Here is a 16,422-nt window from a genome sequence, read left to right as displayed (position 1 = left end):
GTCCTAGCCCAGGCGGCGTGGAGCGGCCAGGGATGCGTCGGAACTCACGCTGTCCAGCGGCAGCCGACGCCCGGCGGCGTGGTCCTCGATGCAGGCCAGCACCAGCGGGCTGCGGTGGCGCTCGGGGCAGGCGCGGATCTCGTCCAGGCTCAGCCACAGCGTGCGGCGTATGCCTTGGTCCAGCGCGCGGCCGGCGATTTCCTCGCCGACTGCACCACTGAAGGCCAGCCGCACATAGGTGACATCCTCTAATCGCGCCGGGCGGACGAAGCGGGCCAGGTAGACGCCGAGGAAAGCCTCGGGCGTGAAGGCGCGCGCCGTCTCCTCCAGCGCCTCGCGCACGACGGCCTCGATGGGCGTTTCGCCCAGCTCCAGATGGCCTGCCGGGTTGTTCAGCCTCAGGCCCTCGGGGGTGTCTTCCTCGACCAAAAGGTAGTGGTCCCCGCGCGCAATCACCGCCGCGACAGTGACGCTGGGGCGAAACCTATCTGTACCAGCCATGAAACTTCCTCTCGAATTCCCGCACCAGGGTGGCGCATCCATTGTGTAAGCTGCCGCGCACCCCCTAGCCCCCGACAGGAGCTCGCATGCAGATCGGCGTCCCGCGCGAACGCGCGGCCGGAGAGACACGGGTGGCCGTCACGCCCGAGACGGCCAAGAAACTCAAGGCCGCTGGCCACACGCTACGCATCGAGAGCGGGGCAGGCGTCGCGGCCAGCGTCACCGATGCCGCCTACGAGGCCGTGGGCTGCGAGATCGTCGACCAGGCGGCGGCCCTCGGCGCCGAGCTGGTGCTGAAGGTGCGTGCACCTGGCGGCGACGAGCTCGCGCTGATGAAGCCGGGCACGGCCCTGGTCGGCATGCTCAATCCCTTCGACCGCGAAGGTCTCACGGCCCTGGCGGGCGCCGGGCTGACCAGCTTCGCCCTCGAGGCCGCGCCGCGCACCACGCGGGCCCAGAGCATGGACGTGCTGTCCAGCCAGGCCAACATCGCCGGCTACAAGGCCGTCATGATCGCGGCTGACCGCTACCAGCGCTTCTTCCCCATGCTGATGACGGCGGCCGGCACCGTGAAGGCGGCGCGCGTCGTCATCCTCGGCGTCGGTGTCGCGGGCCTGCAGGCGATCGCCACCGCCAAGCGCCTGGGCGCCGTCATCGAGGCCTCCGACGTGCGGCCCTCGGTGAAGGAGCAGGTCGAGTCGCTCGGCGGCAAGTTCATCGACGTACCCTACGAGACGGCCGAGGAGAAGGAAGCCGCCGAGGGCGTGGGCGGCTATGCCCGCCCCATGCCGCCGAGCTGGCTGGAGCGCCAGAAGGTCGAGGTGGCCAAGCGCGTGGCGGCAGCCGATATCGTCATCACGACGGCGCTGATCCCCGGCCGCGCGGCACCGGTGCTGGTCACCGAGGACATGGTCAAGGCCATGAAGCCAGGCTCGGTCATCGTCGACATCGCGGCACCGGCGGGCGGCAACTGCCCGCTGACCGAGGCCGGCAAGACCGTCACCAAACACGGCGTCGTCATCGTCGGCGAGACCAATCTGCCGGCCCTGGTAGCGGCCGACGCCTCGGCGCTCTACGCGCGCAATGTGCTGGACTTCCTGAAGCTGGTCATCTCGAAGGAGGGCGCCTTCCAGGTGCCCCTGGATGACGACATCGTCGCGGCCTGCCGCGTCACGCAAGACGGTCAAGTGACCCGGAGCTGAGCATGGACGCCGTAGACCACACCATCATCAATCTCATCATCTTCGTGCTGGCCATCTACGTGGGCTACCACGTTGTCTGGACGGTGACACCGGCCCTGCACACGCCGCTGATGGCGGTGACGAATGCCATCTCGGCCATCGTCATCGTCGGCGCCATGCTGGCCGCGGCCCTGACGGAAACCGACTTCGCCAAGACCATGGGTGTCATCGCCGTGGCGCTGGCGGCGGTCAACATCTTCGGCGGCTTCCTGGTCACGCGAAGGATGCTGGAGATGTTCAAGAAGAAGGAAAAGAAGGCCACGGCTACGGAGGGCAAGCAATGAGCATGAACCTCGTCACGCTGCTGTACCTGATCGCCAGCGTCTGCTTCATCCAGTCGCTGAAGGGCTTGTCGCATCCGACGACGTCCATCCGCGGCAATCTCTTCGGCATGATCGGCATGGCCATCGCGGCCTTCACGACGGCGGCCCTCATCGTCAAGCTGGCCGGCGGTTCCTTCGTCGGCCTGGGCTGGGTGCTGCTGGGCCTGGTCGTCGGCGGCGGCTTCGGCGCCTGGAAGGCCAAGACGGTCGAGATGACCAAGATGCCCGAACTGGTGGCCTTCTTCCACAGCATGATCGGCCTGGCGGCCGTGGCCATCGCGGTGGCCGCGGTCTATGAGCCCTGGGCCTTCCAGATCACGGCCAAGGGCGGCCTGATCCCCGGCGGCAACCGCATCGAGCTGGCCCTGGGCGCCTTCATCGGCGCGGTGACCTTCACCGGCTCCGTCATCGCCTGGGGCAAGCTGTCGGGCGGATCGAAGTTCCGCCTGTTCCAGGGCGCGCCGGTGGTCTTCAAGGGCCAGCACGCGCTGAACGCCCTGCTGGGCCTGGCGGCCGTGTTCTTCATCTTCGGCTTCTGGCACAGCCAGAGCGCGATGGACTTCTGGCTGGTGGTCGCCCTGGGCTTCGTGCTCGGCGTGACGCTGATCATCCCCATCGGCGGCGCCGACATGCCGGTCGTGGTCTCGATGTTGAACAGCTATTCCGGCTGGGCGGCGGCGGGCATCGGCTTCTCGCTGAACAACAGCATGCTGATCATTGCCGGCTCGCTGGTGGGCAGCTCGGGGGCCATCCTGAGCTACATCATGTGCAAGGCGATGAACCGCAGCTTCTTCAACGTCATCCTGGGCGGGTTTGGAGGCGACGCCGCAGCTGCGGCGTCGAGCGGCGGCGCGCAGCGCAATGTGAAGAGCGGCAGCGCCGACGACGCGGCCTTCGTGCTTGGCAACGCCGAGAGCGTCGTCATCGTGCCGGGCTATGGCCTGGCGGTGGCGCGCGCCCAGCATGCCGTCAAGGAGCTGGCGGCCAAGCTCACCGAGAAGGGCATCACCGTCAAGTACGCCATTCACCCGGTGGCCGGCCGCATGCCGGGCCATATGAACGTGCTGCTGGCCGAGGCCGAGGTGCCCTATGACCAGGTCTTCGAGATGGAAGACATCAACGGCGAGTTCGGCCAGGTCGACGTGGCCATCATCCTGGGCGCCAACGACGTCGTGAACCCCGCCGCGCATGTGAAGGGCAGCGCCATCTACGGCATGCCCATCCTGGAGGCCTACAAGGCCAAGACCATCATCGTCAACAAGCGCTCGATGGCGGCCGGCTATGCGGGCCTGGACAACGAGCTCTTCTACATGGACAAGACCATGATGGTCTTCGGCGACGCCAAGAAGGTCGTCGAGGACATGCTGAAGGCCGTCGAATAATCCCGCGGAACGCTCCCCCTAGAGAGCGCTATCGAATCCCCTGACCCGAGGGCTGTCAGCCTTCGGTCAGAATCGCCGCAAGCAAAACAGGAGACAAGGCCATGGAGCCGATCTGGCTGAAGCATTACCCGGCCGCCGTGCCGCGCGACGTCAATGTGTCGCTCTACCCCAGCCTGGTCGACCTGCTGGAATCCTCGTTCAAGAAGAACGCCGCCAAGCCCGCCTATCTGATGATGGGCAAGAGCATGAGCTTCGGCCAGGTGGACGAGGCCTCGCGCGCGATGGCCGCCTATCTGCAGAGCCTGGGCCTGGAGAAGGGTGACCGCGTCGCCCTGATGATGCCCAACCTCTTCCAGTACCCGGTGGCCGTGGCTGCCGTGCTGAGGGCGGGTTATGTCGTCGTCAACGTCAACCCGCTGTACACGCCGCGAGAGCTGGAGCACCAGCTCAAGGACTCGGGCGCCAAGGCCATCATCATCATCGAGAACTTCGCCTCGGTGCTGCAGCAGGTCATCAAGAACGTGCCCACCAAGCACGTCATCCTGGCCGCCATGGGCGACATGCTGGGCATGCTCAAGGGCACGATCGTCAACTACGTCGTGCGCAAGGTGAAGAAGATGGTGCCGGCCTTCGAGCTGCCGGGCGCCGTCAAGTTCAACGATGCGCTGGCCAAGGGCCGCGGCCTGACCTACAAGGCGCCCAAGCTGGGCCCGGACGACATCGCCGTGCTGCAGTACACCGGCGGCACCACCGGCGTGTCCAAGGGGGCCGTGCTGCTGCACCGCAACCTGGTGGCCAACATCCTGCAGAGCGAAGCCTGGTACCAGCCCGCGCTGAAGAAGATCCCGGCTGGCGAGCAGGTCGTCACCATCTGCGCCCTGCCGCTGTATCACATCTTCGGGTTCAACACGAACATGATGCTGTCCATGCACATGGGCGGCGCCAACGTGCTGATTCCGAATCCGCGCGACCTGCCGGCCGTGTTCAAGGAGCTGGCCAACCACCGCTTCCACAGCTTCCCGGCCGTCAACACGCTGTTCATGGCCATGGCCAACCATGCCGAGTTCGGCACGGTGGACTGGAGCAAGCTCGTCATCTCGGTCGGCGGCGGCATGGCCGTGCAGCAGGCCACGGCCAAGCTGTGGCTGGAGAAGACCGGCTGCCCCATCGTCGAGGGCTATGGCCTGTCCGAGACCTCGCCGTCGGCCAGCTGCAACCCGACCGACAGCGACGCCTACAGCGGCACCATCGGCCTGCCCATGCCGCTGACCGACCTCAAGCTGCTCGACGACGACGGCAACGAAGTGCCGATGGGCCAGCCCGGCGAAATCGCCATCAAGGGCCCGCAGGTCATGGCCGGCTATTGGCAGCGCCCGGACGAAACCGCCAAGGTCATGACGGCCGACGGCTTCTTCCGCACCGGCGACATCGGCACCGTCGATGAACGCGGTTATTTCAAGATCGTCGACCGCAAGAAGGACATGATCCTGGTCAGCGGTTTCAACGTGTATCCGAACGAGGTCGAGGACGTCCTCACGCAGATGCCCGGTGTGCTGGAATGCGCCGCCGTCGGCGTGCCGGACAGCAAGGCCGGCGAGGCCGTGAAGGTCGTCATCGTGAAGAAAGACCCGAATGTCACGGAAGCGGACGTTCGCGCCTACTGCGAAGCCAACCTGACGGGCTACAAACGTCCGAAGATTGTGGAGTTCCGTACCGAACTGCCCAAGACGCCTGTCGGCAAGATCCTGCGCAGGGAATTGCGGGACAAGAGCTGATTGCTTCCCGATGCCCTGCGGGCTGTGATGCCGACCAGGGGTGAGGCCAGAAAACGTGATCGAGCTGCTGTATTCCAAGACCGATGCTGGTCGCGCCGAGATTCGTGCGCGCACCCTTCCGCTGTCGCGCACCGCGCGCAACCTGCTGCTCGTGCTGGACGCGAGCAAGCCGGCCAGCGAGTGGGTGCGCCTCGTGGCCGGTGCCGCCGAGGCTGACTTCGAAACCCTGCGCCAGCATGGGCTGATCGCGGCCCAGAACGCCGCGGGCCAGCCCATTGCCGCGCAGCCGCCAGCGGCGGTGTCGGCAGCGCCGGCAGCCGTGGCGACCGCGCCAGCACCCCTGGCTCCGGCGGCGCCTGCCCCGGCGGCGGCCGGCCACTCGCCGCTGCTGGACCGCGCGGCCCTGTACACCTATCTGAGCGGCGAGGCGACCAAGCTGCTGGGCCCCTTCAAGGGCTATGCCTTCGCCCTCGAGGTCGAGCGCGCCGACAGCCTCGCGGCCCTGCAGGCTCTGGCCCTGCAAATGGTGGAGCGTGTGCAGAAGGCCAAGGGCGAAGCCGCCGCGCAGGCCGTGCGCGACGCCTTGGGTTTGCGTTGATCCTGCGCTGATCTGGGACACTGACGGGTCTCAGACCCGGATCGTCCCGCCTTGCCCCGCTTCTTCGTCGATACCCCTCTCGTCGCGACCGACGGCGACTTCGCTCTGCCGGCTGGCGCCGCCCGCCATGTGCAGGTGCTGCGCCTGCAGCCCGGCGACGCCCTGACCCTTTTCGATGGCAGCGGCCCCGAGTGGCAGGCCGAGGTGACGGCCATGGGGCGCAGCGAGGTGCGCGCACGCCTCATCTCCTCCGGGCAGCCGCTGCGCGAGCTGGCCCGCGCCGTGACGCTGGCCGTCGTCATGCCAGCCAATGACCGCATGGACTTCCTCGTCGAGAAGGCCACCGAGCTCGGCGCGGCGGCCATCCAGCCGCTGATGAGCGAGCGCTCGGTGCTGCGCCTGAATGGCGAGCGGGCCGACAAGAAGCGCAGCCACTGGCTGGGTGTCGCCATCGCCTCGGCCGAGCAATGCGGGCGGACGGTGCCGACGCGCATCGAGCCCGTCATGTCGCTGTCGGCCTGGTTGGCCGCGCTGGCCGACCCTGGCGATGAATGGCGCGGCCTGCTGAGCCCGCGCGCGGCCTCGCCGCTGGCCGCCTTTCCTCAGCAGCGAGCGCTTTTCCTCAGCGGCCCCGAGGGCGGCCTGAGCGACGCCGAGGAAGACGCCGCCCGCGCCCGCGGCTTTGCCGCCGTGACGCTGGGCCCGCGCGTGCTGAGAGCCGACACCGCACCGCTCGCCGTGCTGTCCTGGCTGGCCCTGTCATGAACAGAAAGCTCGCGCTGCTCGTGCTGGCGCAGGGCCTTTTCCTCACCAACAACATCTGCTTCATGGCCATCAATGGCCTGGTCGGCCTGGCGCTGGCGCCGCGGCCGTGGATGGCGACGCTGCCCATCTGCGCCTATGTCGCCGGCGGCGCGTTGATGGCGCGCATGGTGGGCCGGCACCAGCTGCGCTTCGGGCGCCGGCGGGCTTTTCAGATCGGCCTGCTCGTGGCGGCGGCCAGCTGTGCCGTGTCCTTCTGGAGCGTGCTGAACCAGAACTTCTGGGGCGTCGTCCTCGCGACGCTGGTGGCGGGCTATTACACGGCGGGCGGTGCCCTCTACCGTTTTGCCGCCACCGAGCTCGTCGCGCCCGACCAGCGCGAGGCCGCCATCTCCTGGGTGCTGGGCGGCGGCTGCCTGGGCGCCGTGCTCGGGCCGTGGCTGGCCAGCACCAGCAAGAGCCTGCTGGTCGCGCCCTTTGCCGGCACCTATCTGCTGCTGATCGGTGTCGCGCTGGCGGGCTTGCTGGTGATCTCCCTGATCGACTTTCCCCCGCTGGCCCAGCCCGCGCCCGGTGCCAGCGGCCGCAATGGTGCCGAGCTGCTGAGTCAGCCCGTCTTCATGGTCGCCCTGGCCGCGAGTGCGCTCGGTTACGGCGTCATGAACCTGCTGATGGCGGCCACGCCCATCGCCATGGGCCAGTGCGGCCTGCCCTTTGCCGATGCCGGCAAGGTGCTGCAATGGCATGTGCTGGGCATGTTCGTGCCGAGCTTCTTCACCGGACCGCTGATCAAGCGTGTCGGCGTGCTGCCGGTCATGGCCGTGGGCGTGCTGCTCAACCTCGGCTGCGTGGCCTTCGCGCTGTCCGGCCAGGACCTGGACCACTTCCTCGGCGCCCTGCTGCTGCTGGGCGTGGGCTGGAACTTCCTCTACATCGGCGGCACGACGCTGTTCACCCAGGCCTACCGACCCGAGGAGAAGACGCGCGCCCAGGGCTTGCTGGACACGGGCGTCTACGCGACGATGACGTTGACCTCGTTCTCATCGGGCGCCCTGGTGACGACGGGCGGCTGGCAGTGGATGAACTGGGCCAGCCTCGTGCCCATCGCGATGTGCGCGCTGGCGTTGGCCGGTCTGTTCATCCATCAGCGCCGGTCGTGCTGAAGGTACTCGGCCGCCATCTGCGGGCCGACAAGATCGGGCTTGACGCGGGGCAGTGACTTCATGTCGAGGTCGCGCTCGATGGGATGTCTCGAACGCTATCTGGTAATTCGCGCACCCTGTGTCGCGCCATGTCTTGTTTCCAGATCGTAGAGGTGGTTCATGCGGCGCACATGTCGTAGCTTCTCTTCGGCCACCTCTTGAATTCTTGACTTCAAAAGGCTGCAACTTTCCATCTCCGAGACCGAGGAAATGGCATTGTCGATTTCAAGGGCGCCACGCCGCAGGAGATCGACATGGCCGTCTTCATGCCTCCGGAGTGCCGTCAAGTATTGCTTGAATTGAGATTGAACGTGGCGCTCTTCGGAAACCAACCTAGGCAGAGTGATCGCTACCCCCAGGCGCGTCTCTACGTGAAGGATCTGACAACCCTGCGACGAGCTAGCTAGCCGGTATTTCCAACTTATCTTCCAATCGGCCTTCCCATGCAGCAAGCGGCCATCGATACGGACTGGTGACGCCTTATCCAAAGCATTCGCCAATGACATGCCGCGGTCGGGACGAACCGCATACTCGGTAACCACAACTTGTTCGACTACCGCTCCATTTGCGATGCCGGTCGCCGCGAAGGTAGCAACTAAGGCGACCCCAGCGGCTGTGAGACGTTTTCCGCAATAGACCGAAGCGGGGGGCACTGAATGGCTAGATTGACGCTGCGAACTGCTGTTGCATACGGATGTCGATATGCCTCTGGTCAGCCAATGGCATGGGGGGACTGAAGCTTGCCATTGCAGAAACGAGCAATTGCGCCTCATGGTGTGCTGCAGAATTTTCACTCGCCTTCTTGTCAACGATCAAGCTGGAGACCTTCCCGTACACGCGCTACGGCACGGTTCACGCAAGCGTCGAAAGCATCACGGCAGATGCTGTGCAGGACGAAAAGCGCGGTGCGATTTTTCCAGCCAGCCTGGTGTTGAACCGGTCGGCGATCAACGTCGACGGCAAGCGCATCAATTTGGCGCCCGGCATGAATCTGACCGCGGAGATCAAGACCGGTAAACGCCGTGTCATCGATTACCTACTCAGCCCTGTGCGGCAGCACATGGACGAGAGTCTGATGGAGCGTTGAGCGGCGCGTATCAACCCTGAAAGGCGGCCTAACGGACCGCCTTGCAGCGCTCGCGCTGCATCAGCGCCGGTCGTGCTGAAGGTATTCGGCGGCCATCTGCTGGCCGACCAGATCGGGCTTGAGGCGCGTGATCGCCGCCAGTGACAGGTCGCGCTGGGTGACGAACAGCGGCGGCCCGATGCGGATGCCGGCGATGCCGCCGTTCTCGCCCAGCGTGGGCAGCAGCGGGTAGACACGCAGGCGCAGCACCAGGGTGTCGTTCTCGTCGGCAAACAGCGCCGTCTCGACCAGGGTGATGCAGCGCAGGCGGTCGGCCTCCTGCAGCAGGGCCAGGCCGGCCGCCTCGGGGTCGATCTGAACGGCGGAGGCCGTCATCGGGATGATGCGCCGGCCCTCGGTATCGAGGGCGGTGGCGACGGCGGCATTGAAGCGCTGGTTCAGCCCGTCCCAGTCGGGACCGCCTTTCAAGGGTGGGTTGCGGCCCTGGCCGAAGACCAGGGTGCAGGACTGGGCCTGCGCGGCCAGGGCGGACAGCCCCAGCACCGCGGCGGCGATCAGCTCACGCAGCCGCATCGCCTTCAGCCGGCTTGCGCGCCGAGCCCTTGACGAGGTCGAAGCGGAACAGCCGGCACTCGATGGGGCCATTCCACATCGGCACGCGGCGCGATTCCTTCAACCGCATCTTGGTGGGCAGCTTCATGTCGGGGCTGAGCATCCAGGCCGTCCAGCCGGCCGGGTTCTCGGTGTACTGCCGCTTCCAGTGCGCGGCCAGGCGCGGGAAGAAATCGTCGCCGGCGTCGCGCTCTTCGTTACGGCCGGCGTCGCGGGCAGGCCGCTCGCCGGGCCGCTCCCAAGGGCGGCCTGGCCCCCCCGGGGGGCCGTCGCCGTACCCGGCGGCGGGGGGCTGCGTTGCTGCCGCCTTGCCGCGCACCTCGATGCGTTCGCCGTAGGGTGGGTTCATGACGATGGCGCCCGGCATGCCCTCGGGCAGCTGCGGCGCGGGCCGCTCCAGCGCGTCGCCGCCGTTGAACTGGATGTAGGCGGCGACGCCGGCGCGCTCGGCATTGCGACGCGCGAAGTCGACCATGCGGAAGGCCACGTCGCTGGCGTAGATGGGCACGGCGGGCGCATGGATGCGGGCGCGCGCCGCCTGGGTGAGCTGGGCCCAGCTCGTCTTCATGGCTGGCGTCGAGAACGGAATCTGGCGCTCGAAGGCGAAGCGGCGCGCCAGGCCGGGTGCCGAGTCGCAGGCGATCAGTGCGGCCTCGATGGGGATGGTGCCGGAGCCGCAGCAGGGGTCGTGCAGCGCGCTCTCGCCGCGCCAGCCGGCGGCGGCGAGCATGGCGGCGGCCAGCGTCTCCTTCAGCGGCGCGTCGCCCTTGTCGACGCGCCAGCCGCGCTTGAACAGCGGCTCGCCCGAGGTGTCGACATAGATGGCCGCGCGCTCGGGGCCGACATGCAGCAGCACCGGCAGGTCGGGCGAGTGCGTGTCCACGCTGGGGCGCTCGCCGGTGTGCTCGCGCAGCTGGTCGCAGATCGCGTCCTTGATGCGCAGCGTCGTGAAGTTCAGGCTCTTCAGCGGCGAGCGCTGCGCGATGGTGTCCACGCGGATGGTCTCGCGCGGCGTGATCCAGTCGCGCCAGTCGACGCGGCGGGCCAGGGCGTAGAGGTCTTCCTCGTGGCGGTAGGGGCCTTCGATCAGCTCGATCAGCACGCGCTGCGCGAGCCGGCTCTCGAGATTGATGCGCATCGCGTCTTCCAGGCCGCCGACCAGGCCGCAGCCACCGCGCAGGGGCTCCACCTTGCTGCGCACGCCGGGCGGCAGGAAGCGCTTGAGTTCTTCTTCGAGCAGGGGTTCGACGCCACCGGCGCACGACACGAACAGGGAAAGTTTGTTGGGCAGGCTCACGGCTGCATTGTCGCCGCCCATAAACTGGACAGCGTTATCCCAAACTTCACGCGAGCCATGAAGCGAACCGTCCTGACCCTGGCCTTCCTGTTCAGCGCGCTTCAGGTGCAGGCCGCCGACCCGGCGCCGGCCTACCCCGCACACACCATCCCCAACACCCAGCTGCGCGCCCTGCCCAAGAACGCCGACGGCCGGACCTACCAGCTGCACATCCACCTGCCGGCCTCCTTTGCCAAGGAGCCCAAGCGCCGCTACCCGGTGCTCTATGTGACCGACGGCTACTGGGACTTCGCCACCGTCGTGGCTTCGTACAACAACCTGAACTACGACAAGGTCGTGCCGGAGTTCATCACGGTGGGCCTGGGCTATGCCGGCGACAAGCTCGACTACGGCGATCTGCGCGGCTGGGAGCTGTCGCCGGTGAAGCTAGGGCCGCTGGCCTTCGGCACCGGCAACGCCGACAAGTTCATCGCCGCGCTGGAGAAGGACATCTTCCCGCTCATGGAGCGCGACTACCGGGCCGACCCGGCGCAGCGCTATCTCGCCGGCAGCTCGCTCGGCGGCCTGTTCACGCTGCACGCGATGTATGCCAGGCCGGAGCTCTTCAAGGGCTATATCGCGGCCAGCCCGGCCGTCGTCGTGGGCGGCGACTGGATCATCGGCCAGGCCAAGGCCTATGCCGCGACGGGCAAGTCCATCAGGGCACGCCTTTATGTGACCGGCGCCGAGCATGAGTGGCCGGGCTTTCTGGCCGGCATCAAGCGCTACCAGGCCCTGCTGCCCGAGTTGAAGCACCCGGAGCTGGTGTTCCAGAACCGCAGCATCGACGGCGAGCGCCATGCCGGCACCAAGGCTGAGAGCTACACGCGCGGCATGCGCTTCGTGTTCGAGCCGCTGGCGCCCGAGAAGGGGCCGTCCAAGGACTGACGCCGCGCACACCCCTAGTTTGTCGAAAAACTTTACATTCTTTTCCTGGAAATTTTTGAAAAGACGTAAGTTGTTGATTTTTATGAAAAAAATAGGCTGGCTCGGTTCCTGCATCCCTAGAAATCAATTCATTGAGGAGGCAGTCATGTCCAAATTCGCTCGTATCGCAGCCCTCGCGGCTCTCGCCCTGACGGGTGCCAGCCAGGCCGCCCTGGTGACGACCAGCGCCGGTTTCGGTGCCGCCTCCGTCATCGACTTCAGCGACCAGCCGCAGCAGTTCACCAGCGGCCCCGTGCAAGTGGGCGCCCTGGTCGGCGCCGATGTGGTGTTCACCGCTGCGGCCCCCAGCGCCGGCCTTTCCGCCAGCGGCTATGGCCTGGGCGACAACGGCTTCTGGTCGAACATGACCTATGCCTTCATCAACAACGGTGCCGGCGCCAGCATCACCTTCACCTTCAACGACGGCCCGGTGGCCAATGTGGGCGGCTTCGTCAACTACTGCCTGTTCGGCAACAACATCGGCTGCAGCTCGGGCGCCTTCCTGATCGAAGCCCTGGACGCTTCCAACGCCGTGCTGGAGTCCTATGACATCCACGCCCTGGCCGCCATCAGCACGCCCAACGCCGGCAATGGCGGCGAGTTCCGCGGCATCTCGCGCGCCATGGCCGACATCTACGCCTTCCGCCTGGTCGGCGGCGTCGGCGTCATCGACGACCTGACGTTCAGCGGCCAGGGCACCCGCCTGCCCGAGCCCGCCGGCCTGCTGCTGAGCGGCCTGGCCCTGGCTGCCGCCGGCTTCGCCCGCCGCCGCAAGTAAGCGCTCCGCGCGCACGGCAAAAAGGCAGGGTTGCGACCCTGCCTTTTTTCATTTCCGAGACGAAAACCAGGGCCGCAGGGCCGCGGCCTGCGTTCACTGGCGCACGAAGTCCAGCAGGTCCTGGTTGAGACGGTCCTTGTGCGTGTCGGTGATGCCGTGCGGGCCGTTGGCGTACTCGATCAGGCGTGCGCCCTTGACCAGCTTCGCCGTCGCGCGGCCCGTCGTCTCGATGGGCACGATCTGGTCGTCGGCGCCATGGATGACCAGGGTCGGCACATCGACCTTCTTCAGGTCCGCGCGGAAGTCGGAGTGGAAGAAGGCCTCGATGCTGTCGTAGGTCGCCTTGGAGCCGGCCTGCATGCCCTGCACATAGAAGCTGTCGGCCAGGCCGGCGGAGGCCTTGGCGCCGGGGCGGTTGAAGCCGAAGAAGGGGCCGCCGGCGATGTCCTTGTAGAGCTGGGCGCGGTTGTCGAGGGATGCCTTGCGCAGGCTGTCGAACACGGCTTCGGGCACGCCGCTCGGGTTGCTGGGGCTGGCGCCGAGCATGGGCGTCACGGCGCCCACCAGCACGACCTTGGCGACGCGCGCCGTGCCGTGGCGGCCGATGTAGCGGGCCACCTCGCCGCCGCCGGTGGAGAAGCCCACCAGCGTGGCGCGCTTGACGTCCAGGGCCGTCAGCACGGCGCCGAGGTCGTCGGCGTACTGGTCCATGGTGTTGCCGGCCCAGGGCTGGCCCGAGCGGCCGTGGCCGCGGCGGTCATGGGCGATGACGCGATAGCCCTTGTCGGCCAGGAACTGCATCTGCGCCTCCCAGCTGTCCGCATTCAGCGGCCAGCCATGGCTGAAGACGACGACAGCACCGTTCTTCGGGCCCCAGTCCTTGACATAGAGGGGCGTGCCGTCGGCGGCGGCCACATACTGGCTGGCAACCGCGGCGGAGGCATTCGGGGCGGCCGTGGCCTGGGTCTGCACGGCGAAGCCACCGAGGGCGATGGAGGCGGCGAGGGCGAGGCGGGTGAAGGCGGACATGGCGGGTTCTCCTGGAAGCTGAAGGGGTGATCAGGCCTTGGCGGCGGGGCGGACGGTTTCGCCACGGCGGGCTGCGTACTCGGCCACCAGGGTGGCGTAGCGCTCACCCTGGCGCAGCGCGGCATAGCGCTCGCGGGCGGCCTGCAGGGCGGGGCTGTTCGGCTGGCCGGTCTCGCTGGCGATGCGCTCGGCGGCGGCCAGGCCCGACTCCTGGAAGATCTTCAGATCGGCCAGCACCTCGGCACGCGACACGGTGGACGTCACGCTGACGCTCTGGCCGGTCTCGAGATCGCTGACATGGGACTGGGCCTGGGCCGAGGCGGCGGCGACGAAGACGGCGGCACCGGTCAGCAGTTGCAGGACGGCACGGTTGAAAGCGGGTTGGCGGGTCATGGGGGGCTCCTGTCGGTGTCGGTGAGGTGGGTGGTTTCTGTCTTGCGACAGGGATGAACTGTGCCGACGATGCGCGTACCTGAAATGCCATAAAGTACGTTTAACTTTGCATTTCGTACCGAACATGGCCGATCGACTTGCCGCCCTCTTCACCCACTTCGCCGTGCGCGCCGAGACCTTCCAGGTCGGGCCGCTGTGCGGCGTCAACAGCCTGGAACCGCAGGCGGGGCGCGGCCAGCTGCACCTGATCCGCGAGGGCGGCGTGGAGGTGCACAACGACGGCACGCCCGAGCCGCTGCGGATTGCCGAGCCCAGCCTGCTGCTCTACCCGCGCCCGCTGGCGCATCGCTTCGTGACCGACCCGAGCTGCGGCGCCCAGTTCCTGTGCGCCCACATGGCCTTCGAGGGCGGCGCCGGCCACCCCATCGCTGCGGCGCTGCCGCCCTGGGTCTGTTTGCCGCTGGCCTCTGTGCCTGGTTGTGCGCCGGTGCTGGAGCAGCTGTTCGCGGAGGCCGAGGCCACGCATTGCGGCCGCCAGCTGATGCTGGACCGGCTGTTCGAGGTGCTCTTGATCTGGGTGCTGCGCGAGCTGATGAGCCAGGGCCAGGTCGAGTCCGGCATGCTGGCTGGCCTGTCCCATCCCAAGCTGCGCAGCGCCCTGGTGGCCCTGCACGAGGCGCCGCGGCGCGACTGGCCGCTGGAGGAACTGGCGGCGGCCGCCGGCATGTCACGCACGGTGTTCGCCAATGCTTTCCGCGACGTCGTCGGCTGCACGCCGGGCGTCTACCTGCAGCGCTGGCGCATCGGCCTGGCGCAAAAGGGCCTGCGCGAAGGCAAGGCCCTCAAGCACATCGCGATGGATGTGGGCTACGGCGGCGAGGCGGCGCTGTCACGCGCCTTCCGGGCGCATACGGGGCAGTCGCCGCGGGAGTGGCGGAAGGCGGAGTTGCCGGTGGACTGAGGCGTCAGCTCAAAGCGCCTTGCGCAGATTCGCCGGCGCGATCTTCATCGCCTCGCGGTATTTGGCCACCGTGCGCCGCGCGCACTGGATGCCCTGCTCCTCGAGCATGGCCGCGAGCGCGCTGTCCGACAGCGGCTTCTTGATGTCTTCGGCCGCGACGAACTGCTTGATCAGCGCGCGCACCGCCGTGCTGGAGGCCTCGCCGCCGGTCTCGGTGGACAGTCCCGAGCCGAAGAAATACTTCAGCTCGAAGGTGCCCCAGCTGGTGGCCATGTACTTGGCCGTCGTCACGCGCGAGATGGTGGACTCGTGCAGGCCCAGCTCGTCGGCGATCTCGCGCAGCACCAGGGGCTTCATGGCCAGCTCGCCATGCGTGAAGAAGCCGCGCTGGCGCTCGACGATGGCCTGGCTGACGCGCAGGATGGTGTCGAAGCGCTGCTGGATATTCTTGATGAACCAGCGCGCCTCCTGCAGCTGGCCGCCCAGCGGCGAGTTGCTGATGCCGCCGCGCGTGGCGCGCAGCGCATTCGCGTAGAGCTCGTTGATGCGCAGCTTGGGCGCCACCTCGGGGTTGAGCAGCACGCGGAACTCGCGGCCGCTCTTGCGCACGATGACGTCGGGCACGATGGCCGCGGCGGCGCCCTGGGCGAAGCGGCGGCCGGGCTTGGGCTCGAGCTGGGTGATCAGGCCCTGGGCCTCGCGCAGCAGGGCCTCGTCGGCGCCGGTCTCGTTCATCAGCCGGCGCATGTCGCGCCGGGCCAGCAGCTCCAGATGACCCTTGCAGATCAAGATGGCGATGACCTGGGCCGGGCTCTTGGGCAATGCGCGCAGTTGCAGCGTCAGGCATTCCGACAGGTCGCGCGCGCCGATGCCGGCGGGCTCCAGGCTTTGCAGCAGGCGCAGCGCGATGCGCAGCCGGTCCTGCAGGTCCTCGAGCTCCTCGGGGTCTTCCGTGAAGGCCGCGGCGATCTCCTCCAGCGCATCCTCGAGATAGCCGTCTTCGTTCAGCGACTCGATGAGCACATGCAGGGCGGCGCGGTCCTCGGGCGACAGGTGGTGGCCGGCCAGCTGCTGGGCCAGGTGCTCGGCCAGCGTCGTCTCGGCCGACTCCTGGCTCTCGCGCTCGCCGTCATCCTCACCGCCGCTGCCGGAGCCGCTGGGCAGCTCGCGGATGCCGTCGAAGTCGTCGCGCTCGGTGCCGTTCTCCCAGTCCTCGCGCTCGGTGCCGCCGAAGTCCTCGCCGCTCAGCTCGGGCGCTTCGGGCGTGTCGGCGGATTCGGCACCGCTGTCATTGCCGCTTTCGGCACCCGATTCGGCCGGCGCATTGGCGGCCAGCTCGGGGGCGCTGACGGTGAATTCCTCTTCGGTCTCGAGCAGCGGGTTGCTGGCCAGCATCTGCTCGACCTCCTGGTGCAGCTCCAGCGTCGACAGCTGCAGCAGCCGGATGGATTGCTGCAGCTGGGGCGTCAGCGCGAGATGCTGACTGAGGCGTACCTGGAGCGTTTGCTTCATGGC

General features: G+C 67.6%; 18 protein-coding genes. 11 read left to right on the top strand and 7 right to left on the bottom strand.

What is annotated here, in order from left to right; translation table 11 throughout:
* Positions 1 to 3: 3 nt before the first annotated feature.
* Positions 4 to 501, bottom strand: a complete 498-nt coding sequence (locus tag AC07OY_RS10770; RefSeq protein ID WP_495042566.1) for an NUDIX domain-containing protein — start codon at positions 499 to 501, stop codon at positions 4 to 6.
* 86 nt (positions 502 to 587) lie between these two features.
* On the opposite strand from AC07OY_RS10770, the gene AC07OY_RS10765 reads away from it, so the two are divergent.
* From AC07OY_RS10765 to AC07OY_RS10735, 7 genes are all read left to right on the top strand, one after another.
* Complete coding sequence (locus AC07OY_RS10765) at positions 588 to 1,703, top strand: Re/Si-specific NAD(P)(+) transhydrogenase subunit alpha (RefSeq protein WP_495042565.1); 1,116 nt, start codon at positions 588 to 590, stop codon at positions 1,701 to 1,703.
* Between the two features lie 2 nt (positions 1,704 to 1,705).
* The gene (locus AC07OY_RS10760; RefSeq protein ID WP_495042564.1) at positions 1,706 to 2,026 is read left to right on the top strand and encodes an NAD(P) transhydrogenase subunit alpha part 2; all 321 of its coding nucleotides are present in this window, start codon (positions 1,706 to 1,708) and stop codon (positions 2,024 to 2,026) included.
* A complete protein-coding gene (locus AC07OY_RS10755) occupies positions 2,023 to 3,447 on the top strand; it encodes an NAD(P)(+) transhydrogenase (Re/Si-specific) subunit beta (protein WP_495042563.1) in 1,425 nt (474 codons plus the stop codon). The genes AC07OY_RS10760 and AC07OY_RS10755 overlap by 4 nt, the downstream gene beginning before the upstream one ends.
* A 101-nt stretch (positions 3,448 to 3,548) precedes the next feature.
* Positions 3,549 to 5,222, top strand: a complete 1,674-nt coding sequence (locus tag AC07OY_RS10750; protein WP_495042562.1) for a long-chain-fatty-acid--CoA ligase — start codon at positions 3,549 to 3,551, stop codon at positions 5,220 to 5,222.
* Positions 5,223 to 5,277: 55 nt separating this feature from the next.
* Complete coding sequence (locus tag AC07OY_RS10745; RefSeq protein WP_495042560.1) at positions 5,278 to 5,820, top strand: hypothetical protein; 543 nt, start codon at positions 5,278 to 5,280, stop codon at positions 5,818 to 5,820.
* A gap of 51 nt (positions 5,821 to 5,871) precedes the next feature.
* Positions 5,872 to 6,585 carry a 16S rRNA (uracil(1498)-N(3))-methyltransferase gene (locus tag AC07OY_RS10740; protein ID WP_495042559.1) on the top strand — a complete coding sequence of 238 codons (714 nt, stop codon included), beginning with the start codon at positions 5,872 to 5,874 and terminating at the stop codon, positions 6,583 to 6,585.
* Positions 6,582 to 7,745, top strand: a complete 1,164-nt coding sequence (locus tag AC07OY_RS10735) for an MFS transporter (protein WP_495042558.1) — start codon at positions 6,582 to 6,584, stop codon at positions 7,743 to 7,745. Before AC07OY_RS10740 ends, AC07OY_RS10735 begins: the two co-directional genes overlap by 4 nt.
* A gap of 95 nt (positions 7,746 to 7,840) precedes the next feature.
* Here the strand turns inward: AC07OY_RS10735 and AC07OY_RS10730 are convergent, their stop codons facing one another.
* Positions 7,841 to 8,578, bottom strand: a complete 738-nt coding sequence (locus AC07OY_RS10730; protein ID WP_495042557.1) for a DUF922 domain-containing protein — start codon at positions 8,576 to 8,578, stop codon at positions 7,841 to 7,843.
* 8 nt (positions 8,579 to 8,586) lie between these two features.
* On the opposite strand from AC07OY_RS10730, the gene AC07OY_RS10725 reads away from it, so the two are divergent.
* Positions 8,587 to 8,871, top strand: a complete 285-nt coding sequence (locus AC07OY_RS10725; RefSeq protein ID WP_495042556.1) for a beta-barrel domain-containing protein — start codon at positions 8,587 to 8,589, stop codon at positions 8,869 to 8,871.
* A gap of 60 nt (positions 8,872 to 8,931) precedes the next feature.
* Here the strand turns inward: AC07OY_RS10725 and AC07OY_RS10720 are convergent, their stop codons facing one another.
* Both AC07OY_RS10720 and AC07OY_RS10715 read right to left on the bottom strand, forming a co-directional pair.
* Complete coding sequence (locus AC07OY_RS10720; RefSeq protein ID WP_495042555.1) at positions 8,932 to 9,444, bottom strand: hypothetical protein; 513 nt, start codon at positions 9,442 to 9,444, stop codon at positions 8,932 to 8,934.
* Entirely contained in the window at positions 9,431 to 10,780 is a 1,350-nt protein-coding gene (locus tag AC07OY_RS10715) for a THUMP domain-containing class I SAM-dependent RNA methyltransferase (RefSeq protein WP_495042554.1), read from the bottom strand. The genes AC07OY_RS10720 and AC07OY_RS10715 overlap by 14 nt, the downstream gene beginning before the upstream one ends.
* A 57-nt stretch (positions 10,781 to 10,837) precedes the next feature.
* Between AC07OY_RS10715 and AC07OY_RS10710 the strand changes: the two genes are divergently transcribed.
* Positions 10,838 to 11,707 carry an alpha/beta hydrolase gene (locus AC07OY_RS10710; RefSeq protein WP_495042553.1) on the top strand — a complete coding sequence of 290 codons (870 nt, stop codon included), beginning with the start codon at positions 10,838 to 10,840 and terminating at the stop codon, positions 11,705 to 11,707.
* A 145-nt stretch (positions 11,708 to 11,852) separates the two neighbouring features.
* On the top strand, positions 11,853 to 12,524 hold the full coding sequence (locus AC07OY_RS10705) for a hypothetical protein (RefSeq protein WP_495042552.1): 672 nt from the start codon (positions 11,853 to 11,855) through the stop codon (positions 12,522 to 12,524).
* A 93-nt stretch (positions 12,525 to 12,617) separates the two neighbouring features.
* Here AC07OY_RS10705 and AC07OY_RS10700 read toward each other — a convergent pair whose 3' ends face one another.
* Positions 12,618 to 13,553: an alpha/beta fold hydrolase gene (locus tag AC07OY_RS10700; RefSeq protein ID WP_495042551.1), complete on the bottom strand. Its 936-nt coding sequence runs from the start codon at positions 13,551 to 13,553 to the stop codon at positions 12,618 to 12,620.
* A 30-nt stretch (positions 13,554 to 13,583) separates the two neighbouring features.
* Positions 13,584 to 13,946, bottom strand: a complete 363-nt coding sequence (locus tag AC07OY_RS10695; protein ID WP_495042550.1) for a hypothetical protein — start codon at positions 13,944 to 13,946, stop codon at positions 13,584 to 13,586.
* Positions 13,947 to 14,070: 124 nt separating this feature from the next.
* Between AC07OY_RS10695 and AC07OY_RS10690 the strand changes: the two genes are divergently transcribed.
* Complete coding sequence (locus AC07OY_RS10690) at positions 14,071 to 14,907, top strand: AraC family transcriptional regulator (RefSeq protein ID WP_495042549.1); 837 nt, start codon at positions 14,071 to 14,073, stop codon at positions 14,905 to 14,907.
* 9 nt (positions 14,908 to 14,916) lie between these two features.
* Here AC07OY_RS10690 and AC07OY_RS10685 read toward each other — a convergent pair whose 3' ends face one another.
* Entirely contained in the window at positions 14,917 to 16,419 is a 1,503-nt protein-coding gene (locus AC07OY_RS10685) for an RNA polymerase factor sigma-54 (RefSeq protein WP_495042548.1), read from the bottom strand.
* Positions 16,420 to 16,422: the final 3 nt, after the last annotated feature.

This window comes from Roseateles sp. GW821-FHT09H10, from assembly GCF_059415865.1.
The sequence above is the reverse complement of the archived record's forward strand: the minus strand, read 5'-3'. Positions and strand labels throughout refer to the sequence as shown.